The 12,629-nt window shown below is 72.0% G+C and carries 11 protein-coding genes; all 11 read left to right on the top strand.

Annotation, left to right across the window (positions count from 1 at the left end):
- Window positions 1–80: 80 nt before the first annotated feature.
- The gene (rpsK, locus tag ABD899_RS11270; RefSeq protein ID WP_159900872.1) at window positions 81–485 is read left to right on the top strand and encodes a 30S ribosomal protein S11; all 405 of its coding nucleotides are present in this window, start codon (window positions 81–83) and stop codon (window positions 483–485) included.
- Window positions 486–523: 38 nt separating this feature from the next.
- Complete coding sequence (rpsD, locus tag ABD899_RS11265) at window positions 524–1,132, top strand: 30S ribosomal protein S4 (RefSeq protein WP_345205880.1); 609 nt, start codon at window positions 524–526, stop codon at window positions 1,130–1,132.
- A 147-nt stretch (window positions 1,133–1,279) separates the two neighbouring features.
- The gene (locus ABD899_RS11260; protein WP_345205877.1) at window positions 1,280–2,314 is read left to right on the top strand and encodes a DNA-directed RNA polymerase subunit alpha; all 1,035 of its coding nucleotides are present in this window, start codon (window positions 1,280–1,282) and stop codon (window positions 2,312–2,314) included.
- Between the two features lie 41 nt (window positions 2,315–2,355).
- Entirely contained in the window at window positions 2,356–3,123 is a 768-nt protein-coding gene (gene rplQ / locus ABD899_RS11255) for a 50S ribosomal protein L17, sunset domain variant (RefSeq protein ID WP_345205874.1), read from the top strand.
- A 166-nt stretch (window positions 3,124–3,289) separates the two neighbouring features.
- Window positions 3,290–4,126, top strand: a complete 837-nt coding sequence (locus ABD899_RS11250; RefSeq protein WP_345206135.1) for a tRNA pseudouridine synthase A — start codon at window positions 3,290–3,292, stop codon at window positions 4,124–4,126.
- Between the two features lie 100 nt (window positions 4,127–4,226).
- A complete protein-coding gene (locus ABD899_RS11245) occupies window positions 4,227–4,745 on the top strand; it encodes a hypothetical protein (RefSeq protein ID WP_345205871.1) in 519 nt (172 codons plus the stop codon).
- Between the two features lie 61 nt (window positions 4,746–4,806).
- Entirely contained in the window at window positions 4,807–6,546 is a 1,740-nt protein-coding gene (locus tag ABD899_RS11240) for an ABC-F family ATP-binding cassette domain-containing protein (RefSeq protein ID WP_345205868.1), read from the top strand.
- Between the two features lie 54 nt (window positions 6,547–6,600).
- Window positions 6,601–7,011 carry an ester cyclase gene (locus ABD899_RS11235; RefSeq protein ID WP_345205866.1) on the top strand — a complete coding sequence of 137 codons (411 nt, stop codon included), beginning with the start codon at window positions 6,601–6,603 and terminating at the stop codon, window positions 7,009–7,011.
- 234 nt (window positions 7,012–7,245) lie between these two features.
- Complete coding sequence (locus ABD899_RS11230; protein WP_345205863.1) at window positions 7,246–7,866, top strand: TetR/AcrR family transcriptional regulator; 621 nt, start codon at window positions 7,246–7,248, stop codon at window positions 7,864–7,866.
- Window positions 7,867–7,881: 15 nt separating this feature from the next.
- The gene (locus ABD899_RS11225; protein ID WP_345205861.1) at window positions 7,882–8,988 is read left to right on the top strand and encodes a glycosyltransferase; all 1,107 of its coding nucleotides are present in this window, start codon (window positions 7,882–7,884) and stop codon (window positions 8,986–8,988) included.
- Window positions 8,989–9,106: 118 nt separating this feature from the next.
- Window positions 9,107–12,628 (top strand): alpha-amylase family glycosyl hydrolase, encoded by a 3,522-nt coding sequence (locus tag ABD899_RS11220; protein WP_345205859.1) that lies wholly within the window; start codon window positions 9,107–9,109, stop codon window positions 12,626–12,628.
- The last annotated feature ends 1 nt before the right edge of the window (window position 12,629 follow it).

Below are 12,629 nucleotides of genomic sequence, written 5' to 3'. Positions count from 1 at the left end.
GTCGCTTCGCTCCCCGTCATCCGGGCTCGCTTCGCGAGCCGGCCGCTTCCAGACTTCGAAGAACTCCGTAGGAGAGACACATGCCTCCCAAGGGCCGTACCGCGGGCGCCAAGAAGGTGCGCCGCAAGGAGAAGAAGAACGTCGCCGTGGGCCAGGCCCACATCAAGAGCACGTTCAACAACACGATCATCTCGATCACCGACCCCACCGGGGCCGTCATCGCCTGGGCCTCCGCGGGCCAGGTGGGCTTCAAGGGGTCTCGCAAGTCCACGCCGTATGCCGCGCAGACCGCCGCCGAGGCCGCTGCGCGCCGTGCCATGGAGCACGGCATGCGCAAGGTGGACGTCTTCGTCAAGGGCCCGGGCTCCGGTCGCGAGACCGCCATCCGCTCCCTGACCGCCGCCGGCCTCGAGGTCGGCTCGATCCAGGACGTCACCCCCAGCCCGCACAACGGTGTCCGCCCGCCCAAGCGCCGCCGCGTCTGAGCGCGTCCCAAGACTTCGCGAAAGGTAAGTAGAGAGATATGGCCCGTTACACCGGACCCATCACCAAGAAGTCGCGCCGGCTCAAGACCGACCTCGTCGGCGGCGACAAGAACTTCGACCTGCGTCCCTTCCCGCCCGGCCAGCACGGTCGTCGCCGGATCCAGGAGAAGGAGTACCTCACCCAGCTCCAGGAGAAGCAGAAGGCGCGCTTCACCTACGGCGTCATGGAGAAGCAGTTCCGCCGGTACTACAAGGAGGCGGCCAACCGCCCCGGCAAGACCGGTGAGAACATCCTGACCATCCTCGAGTCCCGCCTCGACAACGTCATCTACCGCGCCGGCCTGGCCCGCACGCGCCGCCAGTCGCGCCAGCTCGTGACCCACGGCCACTTCGAGGTCAACGGCGTGCGCGTCGACGTCCCGAGCTACCGGGTCGAGCAGTACGACATCATCACCGTCCGCAAGCAGTCGGTCGAGAGCTTCCCGATCCAGCTCGCCCGCGAGACCTTCGGTGACCGCCCGATCCCGGCCTGGATGCAGGTCGTCCCGGGCACCCTGCAGATCCTCATCCACCAGCTGCCGACACGGGGCCAGATCGACACGGTCCTCACCGAGCAGCTCATCGTCGAGTACTACTCCAAGAACTAGTACGAACCGGATGCCGTCCGCCCGCTGGGGCGGACGGCATCCGGTCGCGAGATCCGCGCCACGGACAGAGGTGGGGCGGAGGCCGGGCCCTGAGCCCGGCATCACGAGGCGTCATATAGCGGTCGCCCGTGGGAAGGAAGAACCACCGTGCTCATCGCACAGCGTCCGGTCCTGTCCGAGGACGTCGTCTCCGAGAACCGGAGCCGATTCGCCATCGAGCCCCTCGAGCCCGGCTTCGGCTACACGCTCGGCAACTCCCTGCGCCGCACCCTGCTCTCGAGCATCCCCGGTGCGGCCGTCACGAGCATCCGCATCGACGGTGTGCTCCACGAGTTCTCCACGATCCCCGGGGTCAAGGAGGACGTCACCGAGATCATCCTCAACGTCAAGGGCCTCGTCGTCTCCTCCGAGCACGACGAGCCGGTCGTCATGTACCTGCGCAAGCAGGGTGCCGGCGCGGTCACCGCAGCCGACATCGCACCGCCGGCCGGGGTGGAGGTCCACAACAGCGACCTGCACATCGCGACCCTCAACGACAAGGGCACCATCGAGATGGAGCTGACCGTCGAGCGCGGTCGCGGCTACGTCTCGGCGCAGCAGAACAAGTCGGGCGACCAGGAGATCGGCCGCATGCCGGTCGACTCCATCTACTCCCCGGTGCTCACCGTGACCTACAAGGTCGAGGCCACCCGTGTCGAGCAGCGCACCGACTTCGACCGCCTCGTCGTCGACGTCGAGACGAAGAACTCGATGGCCCCGCGGGACGCGCTCGCCTCCGCCGGCAAGACGCTCGTCGAGCTCTTCGGCCTGGCCCGCGAGCTCAACGTCGAGGCCGAGGGCATCGACATGGGCCCGTCGCCGACGGATGCCGCGCTCGCCGCGGACCTCGCGCTGCCGATCGAGGACCTCGACCTCACGGTCCGGTCCTACAACTGCCTCAAGCGCGAGGGCATCCACACCGTCGGTGAGCTCGTCGGTCGCAGCGAGGCCGACCTGCTCGACATCCGCAACTTCGGCGCGAAGTCGATCGACGAGGTCAAGGCCAAGCTCGCCGGCATGGGCCTGGCGCTCAAGGACAGCCCTCCCGGCTTCGACCCCAGCCTCATCGCGGACCGCTACGACGACTTCACCTTCGGCGAGGGCGAGGACGACGCGGCGTACGCCGAGGACGAGCAGCTCTGACGTCTCGCCTCCACCCCGGCACGTAAACCAAGGAGAAAGCCATGCCCACCCCCACCAAGGGTCCCCGTCTCGGAGGCGGTCCCGCTCACGAGCGGCTCATCCTCGCGAACCTCGCGACCTCGCTCTTCGAGCACGACTCGATCACGACGACCGAGGCCAAGGCCAAGCGCCTTCGCCCGCTCGCCGAGCGCCTCATCACCTTCGCCAAGCGGGGTGACCTCCACGCGCGCCGCCGCGTCATGACCGTCGTTCGCGACAAGGGCGTCGTGCACCGCCTGTTCGTCGAGATCGCGCCCGACATGGCCGAGCGCAACGGCGGCTACACCCGCATCACGAAGATCGGTGCCCGCAAGGGCGACAACGCCCCCATGGCGGTCATCGAGCTCGTCCGCGAGCCGGTCGCGAGGAAGGCCACCGTCAAGGAGGCCGAGGCGGCCACGAAGCGCTCCGCCAAGGACGACGCCGCCAAGCGCAAGGCCAAGCAGGAGGAGGCCAAGGAGGCCGCCGCTGAGACCAAGGCCGCCGAGGAGGTTGCCGCCGAGGAGACCACCGGGGAGGAGACGACCGGGGAGGAGACGACCGCGGTCGAGCTCCCGGCCGGTGCGGTCGCCGCTCCCGAGGACGGCAGCGCCCCCGAGGGCTACACCGTCAAGGGCAACGCCGACTCCGGCAAGTACCACGTCGAGGGCTCGCAGTGGTTCGACCAGACCAACGCCGAGTTCTGGTTCAAGGACGCCGAGGCCGCCGAGGCCGCTGGCTTCGAGCCGGCCGGTGGCGCCGAGAAGCAGCAGGTCGAGGACGAGGCCTGAGCCTCCTCTGGCGCCGGTATGCCGTGAACGGCCCCCTCCCGCTGCGGGAGGGGGCCGTTCCGCGTCCCGTCGGGGTCGGGTGCCCGCCCGGTCGCCAGGGCAGCCACCTGGGCACCCGACCCGGGCGAGAGGCGGCGCCACCCGGCACTACGCTGACGCGGTGACCCTGCGGATCCGCATCGACCTCGGCTACGACGGGACCGCGTTCTCGGGATGGGCCGCCCAGCCCCAGCGGCGCACTGTCGAGGGCGTGCTCTCCGCGGCGCTCACCACCCTCCTGCGCAGCCCCGAGCCCGTGCGGCTGGTCGTCGCCGGCCGCACGGATGCCGGGGTGCACGCCCGCGGCCAGGTCGCCCACGCCGACGTCGACCCACGGGTGTGGGAGGCGGTGCGCGGCCGCTCGGAACGCCCTGCCGAGGAGGTCGCCGCGACCCGGCTGCGCGGCATCCTGCCCCCCGACGTGGGCATCCGCGCGGTGTCCCGCGCCCCCGAGGGCTTCGACGCACGGTTCTCGGCCCTGCGCCGCCGCTACCTCTACCGGCTGTGCGACGACCCCACGCGGGCCGACCCGCTGCGGCGCCACGACACCGCGCTCGTCCGCGGGCCGCTCGACGTCGAGGCGATGTCCGACGCCGCCGGCCGGCTGCTCGGCCTGCACGACTTCGCCGCCTTCTGCCGGCGGCGCGAGGGTGCGACCACCGTGCGCACCCTGCTGGCCCACGAGTGGTCGCGGGCGCCTGACGGCACGGTGGAGGGCACGGTCGTCGCGGACGCGTTCTGCCACAGCATGGTGCGCGCCCTCGTGGGTGCCGTCGTGCCGGTGGGGCTGGGCCGGTTCGGCCGCGACGTCCCAGCCGACCTCCTCGCGGCCGGCGTGCGCGACCCCCGCGTCAGGGTGATGCCGGCGCACGGGCTCTCGCTCGAGGAGGTCGTCTACCCGCCCGACGCCGAGCTGTCCGCGCGGGCGGACGAGGCGCGCGCGACGCGGCTGATGCCCGGCTGACGCCCCACGACCGTGGAACGTCTACCGTCCAACGGGGGTCGTGGGGGAGCATGGGACGAGCGTCGGCGGGAGGGACCCGTGGCGCGGGAGAGGTGGAGCGATGGCGCCGGATGCCGACTGGTCCCCGAGCGTGCCCCGATCCGTGCACGTGACCCGGGACAACCAGGAGGCGACGGCCTCCGGGATCTACGGCGTGATCGTCAGCGCCGCGGTCATGTCGGCCTCGCACGCCGAGAAGGCCTACCAGGTGATCATCGCCGTGCTCGTCACCCTCACGATCTACTGGGGGGCCGAGCGGTACGCCCGCATCGTGGCCGAGCGCATCCACGAGGGGCACCACCCGAGCTGGACGACGGTGCGCCACCAGCTGACCCACGGCTGGGAGATGGTCACCGCGTCGACGCTCCCGCTCGTCGTGCTCGCCGTCATGAGCGTGTTCGGCGCCGAGCTGGTCACGGCCGTGCTCGCGGCCCTGACCTGCAGCACCGTGCTCCTCTGCGTGGCGGGATGGGCCGTCGGGCGGGACGGCCGGCTCTCGCCGCGCGAGCGCGTGGTGTCCACGGTCGTGGCCGGGATGTTCGGGGTCGTCTTCATCCTGCTCAAGACGCTGCTCCACTGACTCCCGGGGCGGGTCGGAATCCCGGGTGAGATCGCCGGCCGACTCGGGGACACTGGGCCCCGTGGGCCACCTCGACGTCAACACCGTGTGCTTCTCGCTGCCCGACGGCAGGCCGCTGCTGCGCGACGTCACCTTCCGGGTGGGGGAGGGGGCCAAGGTCGCGCTCGTCGGGCCCAACGGCACCGGCAAGACGACCCTGCTGCGCATCCTCGCGGGCGACCTCACGGCATCCGACGGGGCCGTGACGCGCAGCGGCGGCCTCGGGGTCATGCGCCAGTTCATCGTTCCCCCGCGGGTGGCTGGCGCCACCGTACCCGCGGGTGGCGCCCCCCAGGTGCGCGACGACACGACGGTGCGCGACCTCCTCGTGTCGGTCGCGCCCGAACCGGTGCGCCGCGCCGCAGCCGAGATCGACCGCACCGAGCTCGCGATGATGGAGCACGACACCGAGCAGGACCAGCTCGACTACGCGCAGGCGCTCGCCGACTGGGGCGACGTCGGCGGCTACGAGTGGGAGACGCTCTGGGACGTCTGCACGGTCGCGGCCCTCGGTACGCCGTTCGAGCGCGCCCAGTGGCGCCGGGCGTCGACGCTGTCGGGGGGCGAGCAGAAGCGGGTCGTCCTCGAGGCCCTGCTCCGCGGCCCGGACGAGGTGCTCGTGCTCGACGAGCCCGACAACTACCTCGACGTGCCGGCCAAGCGCTGGCTCGAGGAGCGACTCGTCGAGTCGCCGAAGACGGTGCTCTTCGTCAGCCACGACCGTGAGCTGCTCGACCGTGTCGCGACCCGGATCGCCACGCTCGAGCCGAGCCGGGGCGGCAACACCGTGTGGGTGCACCCCGGTCGCTTCTCGACGTACGACGAGGCGCGTGCCGGCCGCAACGCGCGCCTCGAGGAGCTGCGCCGGCGCTGGGACGAGGAGCACGCCAAGATCAAGGCGCTCGTCGTCATGTACCGGCAGAAGGCCGCGTACAACTCCGACATGGCCGCGCGCCTGCAGGCGGCCGAGACCCGGCTGCGCCGCTTCGAGGAGGCCGGGCCCCCGGAGGCGGTGCCGCTGCGCCAGAAGGTCGCGATGCGGCTCACCGGCGGGCGCACCGCCAAGCGCGCCGTCGTCGCGAGCGGCCTCGAGCTGCGCGTCGACGGAGGCCAGCTCATGCGCCCGTTCGACGCGGAGATCTGGTTCGGCGAGCGCGTCGGCGTGCTCGGCAGCAACGGGTCGGGCAAGTCGCACTTCCTGCGCCTGCTCGCCGCGGGCGGCAGCGACCCCGACCGGGAGCACGAACCGGTCGGGGACATCCGCCCCGCGCCCGTCGAGCACGCCGGCCGGGTCGTGCTCGGCTCGCGGGTGCGGCCGGGGTGGTTCGCCCAGACCCACGACCACGCCGCGCTCCACGGGCGGACCCTGCTCGAGATCCTCCACCGCGGTGACGAGCACCGCGCGGGGATGCCGCGTGACCTGGCCGCCCGCGCGCTCGACCGCTACGGCTTGGCGCGGGCGTCGGAGCAGGTCTTCGACTCGCTCTCGGGCGGGCAGCAGGCCCGGCTCCAGATCCTCCTCCTCGAGCTGTCGGGCGCGACCCTGCTGCTCCTCGACGAGCCGACCGACAACCTCGACCTGCACTCGGCCGAGGCGCTCGAGGACGCGCTCGCCGCCTTCGAGGGCACCGTGCTCGCCGTGACCCACGACCGGTGGTTCGCGCGCGGACTCGACCGCTTCCTCGTGTTCCGGGCCGACGGCCGGGTCGTCGAGAGCGACGAGCCGGTGTGGGTCGAGGGGCGCGTCGACCGGACGCGTTGACGTCACACCGCGTCGCACTTGTCGGCCTCCCCCGCCGGGCGCGAGACTCGTGGCATGGACCCGCAGCGCAACAAGGAACGCATGCACGACGCCGTCGAGGCGCTCAACCGAGGTGACCTCGACGGGTACCTGGCGATCTACGCGCCGGGTGCGGTCGTCCACGGCCTCCCCCCGCACGTCACCCCCGACGCCGCGGGTCACCGCGCGGTGCTCGCCGAGACCCGGGCCTCGCTGCCCGACTTCCGGTCCGACCTCGAGGCCGTCGTCGCGGAGGGGGACCTCGTCGCGGCCCGGATCCACTACACGGGCACCCACCTCGGCCCGATGCGTGGGGTGGCCCCGACGGGCAAGGTGCTGTCGTGGGAGGCGATGACCTTCCGGCGCTTCGACGACGAGGGCCGGGTCGTCGAGCGGTGGATCGTCGGCAACGACCTCGCGCTGCTGCACCAGCTCGGCCTGCTCTGACGCACGCAGGCGGGCGCCGGTGGGCGTGCTCGCGGGCGTCCGCTGACCTAGGGGCGTGCCCACGAACAGGCAGTGGGCGCCGGTGTCGTGCGGTCGCGAGCGTGGATGCCGTGCCGTCACCGCCGCGCCCGCGCTCACTGCCTGTCGGCGCGCGCACCCCGGCCGCGCCCGGGGCATCATTTCGCGTGAACGGGCATTGACGCGAACAGCGATTTGCCGTTAACGTCCGTTGGCATGAAATCACCGACGGTGGCCCCGACCCGGACGTACCGGATGACGGCCCGGGCCCGGGCGGTGCAGGAGACCCGCGAACGGGTGCTCGACGCGGTCGTGTCGCTGCACGAGCAGCGGCTGTCGTCGGACATCTCCCTCGCCGATGTCGCGGCCGACGCCGGGGTGAGCGTGCAGACCGTGCTACGCCACTTCGGCAGCCGGGAGGGCCTCGTCGACGCGGCCCTCGAGCGAGCCACGGCCGCCGTCGAGGACGAGCGGCGCTCGGAGCCGGGCGACGTCGCCGGTGCCGTGCGCGTCGTCGTCGAGCACTACGAGCGCCGGGGCGACGGCGTGCTCCTGCTCCTCGCGCAGGAGGGCACCGAGGCCTTCGCCACCCGGGTGACCTCGAACGGGCGGGTCATGCACCGGCGCTGGGTCACCGAGTGCTTCGCGCCCCTCCTGCCGCCCGGTGCCGGCCGGGAGGAGGCGGTCGACCTCCTCGTCGTCGCGACCGACGTCTACACGTGGAAGCTGCTCCGGCGAGACCGCGGCCTGCCGGTGCCGGTCACCCGCGCGCGCATGGAGGCACTCGTGCGCGCCGTCCTCGAGCGCCCGGGTCGAGGCGGCCCGGGCCCCCACTGAACCGAAGGAGCCGTCATGGCCGAGGTCGTCGTCGTCACGTGGGACGGCGGGGGGAACGTCCCCCCGGCGCTCGCCATCACCCGCGAGCTCGCGGCGCGCGGGCACGGCATCCGCGTGCTCGGCCACCCGGCGCAGCGCGCGGCCATCGAGGCGGCCGGCTTCGCCGCGGTGCCCGCCGAGCACGCCAGGGACTTCCGCGCCGGGGACGAGCACACGACGCGAGAGCTGCTCGCGACCTTCGGCGACCGGGGGATGGGGCGCGACCTGCTCGCCGAGCTCGCCCGGCGGCCGGCCGACCTCGTGCTCGTCGACGCGCTCATGCTCGGCGCACTCGAGGCGGCGCGGGGCTGCGGGGTGCGCTACGCCGTCCTCGTGCACTGCTACGACGAGTACTACCACGGGGCGCTGCGGGGCCCCCTCGGCCTGCTCCTGCGGGCCACCGGACTGCGCCCGGGACGCGCCCTGCGCGAGGCCGCGGTCCGGGTCGTGACGACGCTGCCCGACCTCGACACGGTCCGGCCCGGGGGAGTCGCGCGCCAGGTCGGCCCCATCGTCCCCTGGCGCCCGCGGGTCGACGCGGAACCGACCGTGCTCGTCAGCCTGAGCACCTTCGGCTACGACGGGATGACCGAGCGCCTCCAGGCCGCCGTCGACGGGTGCGCCGGGCTGGCCGCCCGCGTCGTCGTCACGTCGGGCCCCCGCGTCGACCCCTCCGCACTGCGGGTTCCGCCGGGTGTCGAGGTGCACCGGTTCGTCCCGCACGACGAGCTCTTCCCGCGGGTCACGGCCCTGCTCGGCCACGGTGGGCACGGCACGACGATGGCGGCGCTCGCCCACGACGTGCCCGTCGCCGTCCTGCCGCTGGACCCGAGGGCGGACCACCGGATGGTCGGTCGCAGCCTCGAACGGGCCGGGGCCGGGCGGCTGCTGGGGCGCACGGCCTCCGCCGACGAGATCGGTGCGACGGTGCGTGGCCTCCTCGCCGACGGCCCGCACCGGGCGGCCGCGGCACGGCTCGGGGCTCGCGTCCGTGCGGCGTCCGGCGCGGCCGGCGGTGCCGACGCCCTCGAGGCGGTGCTCCCCGAGAGCGCCCGGGCGGTGGCCTCCGGCTCCGAAGGGTAAAGGTTTCTCAAGTTCTCGGTTCCGGGCGCCCCTGTGACGCGGTGGCGCCGCTAGCGTCCTGCGCGGTAGAACCGTCCGCGCGCCACGGGGGTCGCGCGGTGAGCCCGGAGGAGCGCCGATGCCCGGACCACGCCGCCTGTATGCCGTCGCAGCGGGGGCCGCCCTGGCCCTGGCCCCCGCGGTGGTCACCGCCGCACCCGCGGCGGCCGACCACACCGACGTGCCCGAGCGGGTGACGCTCATGGGTTCCCTCATGGACGAGCTCGGGTGCACGGCGGACTGGTCGGAGACCTGCCAGGCCACCGACCTCCTCCCGGTGGCCGGCTCGACCAGCCTGTTCGCCGGGACCTTCACCGTCCCGAAGGGCTCGTACGAGTACAAGGTGCGCCTCGACGGCTCGTGGACCGAGAGCTACGGCGACGCCACCTTCGGCCTCGGCGGCAACATCCCGCTCGCGATCGAGCAGACGAGCGAGCTGCGCTTCACGTACGACCACGAGACGCACCGGGTCGCAGTCGGCCCAGCCGAGCCGGCCGGGGGGCTCACCGGCGCCGACCGCGCCCTGGCCACCGACAGCCTGCGCAAGGACCTCACCCGGGAGAACTTCTACTTCGTCATGGCCGACCGGTTCGAGAACGGCGACGCGACGAACGACACGGCAGGGATCGCCGGGACCAGGCTCGAGCATGGCTTCGACCCGACGAGCCAGGGGTTCTACCACGGTGGCGACCTGCAGGGGATCATCGACCGGCTCGACTACATCGAGGACCTCGGGACGACGGCGATCTGGATGACGCCGTCCTTCAAGAACAAGCCCGTCCAGGGCGAGCCGGGGAACGAGTCGGCCGGGTACCACGGCTACTGGATCACGGACTTCACGCAGATCGACCCGCACCTCGGCACGAACGACGAGCTCAAGACCCTCATCGACCTCGCCCACGACCGCGGGATGAAGGTCTTCTTCGACATCATCACCAACCACACGGCCGACGTGCTCGACTACCCGGACTCGGCCTACGACGCGAACGGGCAGGTGCCGTACAAGACCAAGGCCGAGGCCCCGTACAAGGACGCCGAGGGCGACGAGTTCGACGACCGGGACTTCACCTTCATCGGGGACCCCTTCCCCGACGTGGATCCCGAGGTGACCTTCCCCTATGAGCCGACCTTCCGGGACCCGGGCGATGACAAGGTCAAGGTGCCGGGTTGGCTCAACGACCCGACGATGTACCACAACCGCGGGACGTCCACGTTCTCCGGCGAGAACAGCGAGTACGGCGACTTCCCGTCCGGCAAGCGCTCCGCGCTCGACGACCTGTGGACCGAGCGGCCGCAGGTGGTCGAGGGCATGATCGACATCTACGAGACCTGGGTCGAGGACGCCGGCGTCGACGGGTTCCGCATCGACACCGTCAAGCACGTCAACATGGACTTCTGGAAGCAGTTCGGCCCGGCCCTGCAGGGGTACGCGGCCTCCGTGGGCAACGACGACTTCTTCATGTTCGGTGAGGTCTACGACGCCGACCCGCGCTTCATGTCGCAGTACACGACCGAGGGGCGCCTCCAGGCCACCGTCGACTTCGGGTTCCAGGGCAGCGGGGTCAACTTCGCCAAGGGCAAGCCGACGAGCGAGCTGCGCGACTTCTACGCGCTCGACGACTACTTCACCGACGCCGACTCCAACGCGTACTCCCTGCCCACCTTCCTCGGCAACCACGACATGGGCCGGGTCGGGAGCTTCCTGCGGCAGGGCACGGGCTGGACCGACACCCAGCTCCTCCAGCGCGACGAGCTCGCGCACTCGCTCATGTACCTCACCCGTGGGCAGCCGGTGGTCTACTACGGCGACGAACAGGGGTTCTCCGCCCCTCCGGATGTCCCGGGCGGTATCGGCGACCAGCGCGCCCGCGAGGACATGTTCGAGAGCCAGGTCGCGCTGCACAACGACAGCTACGACCTCATCGGCACCGACGCAACGACGGCCGACGCGAACTTCGATGCCGCGCACCCGCTCTACCGGCACATCGCCGGGCTGGCCGAGCTGCGTGAGGAGCACCCGGCGCTGGCCGACGGAGCCCAGGTGCACCGCTACGCCTCGAGCGACGCGGGCATCTTCGCCTTCAGCCGGATGGACGCCGACGAGCAGGTCGAGTACGTCGTCGCCGTCAACAACGCCGATGCCACGAAGACGGCGACCTTCGACACCTACCAGCCCCAGAACGCCATGCTCAAGGGTGTCTGGCCGGCATCCGTGGCCAAGCAGCGACTCAAGACCGACACCGAGGGCCGGGTCACCGTCACCGTGCCGCCCCGTTCCGCCGTCGTGTACCGGGCCAACTCCACGCTGCGTGCCGACAACGATGCTCCGGCACCGGTGTTCACCGCCCCCGGCACCGCCGGGATCGTGACCGGTCGCGCGGAGGTCGGCGTGACGGTTCCCGGCGGCGACTTCAGCCAGGTGACGTTCGCCTGGCGCCCGGTCGGCACGACCGACTGGCAGGTGCTGGGCACTGACGACAACGCCCCGTACCGGGTCTTCCACGACGTCCGCCGCCTGGCCCAGGGGACCCCGGTGGAGTACCGCGCCATCGCGCGCGACCACGACGGCGACCTCGGCGTCGTCTCGACGAGCGCCGTCGTCGGCCAGCCGCAGCCCCCCGCCGACCCCGGCATCGTGCTCGGGCCGATCACCCAGCCGGACGCCGTCTCGGTGCCGGGCAGCCACGGCAGCGAGATCGGCTGCACGGGGGGCTCCAATGCCGGCGACTGGGACCCGGCGTGCGACCTGGTCCAGCTGACCCTTCGGGCCGACCAGGTCTGGGAGGGCACCTTCGACCCTGACCCCGGGCAGTACGCGTTCAAGGCCGCGATCAACAGGTCGTGGGACGAGAACTACGGAGCCGGAGGCAACCGCAACGGGTCGGACATCCCGTACTCGACCGACGGTGGCGACGTGAAGTTCTACTTCGACTACCGCACGAAGTGGGTGACGAACACCGAGCTCGACCCGATCCTCGTCGCGACCGGTGACTTCCAGTCCGAGCTGGGCTGCCCGGCGGACGGTGACGCCGGCTGCTTGCGGTCATGGCTGCAGGACCCGGACCGTGACGGGACGTACTCGTTCAGCACGATCGACATCCCAGCAGGGACGTACGCGGTCTCGGTCGGTTCCGCGGGGCCGGTGGAGTTCACCGTTCCCGAGGGCCTCGCCACGACGATCTCGTACCAGAACTCCTCGGGTGCGATCAGCGTCGACTTCTTCGCGCCGGACTTCGGGCCCGACCTCTCCGCGGCGCGCGCCTCCTGGCTGACGCCCGAGGTCATCTCGTGGAACCTTCCCGACGACAGGGGCAGCTGGGCCTACCGGCTGCACTGGGGCCCGGCGGGCTCACTGGAGCTGGATGCCGAGACCGTCGGCGGGTCCTCGATCCCGCTGTCGCTCGACCCGGCGGGGCTGCCAGCGGCTCTGGCCTCGCAGTACCCGAAGCTCGAGGACGACGAGGTCCTGCGGCTGACGAAGAAGCAGGCCAAGGACGCCGGACGGATCGCGGGCGCCGGGCAGATCGCCGTCGTCGCCTATGACGAGCTCGGCCGGGTCGTGCAGGCAACCGGCGTGGAGGTCGTCGGCGACATCGGCTGAG

Source organism: Fodinibacter luteus, from assembly GCF_039541575.1.
Taxonomy (GTDB): Bacteria; Actinomycetota; Actinomycetes; order Actinomycetales; family Dermatophilaceae; genus Fodinibacter; species Fodinibacter luteus.
This window is presented reverse-complemented; position numbering and strand designations above follow the sequence as displayed.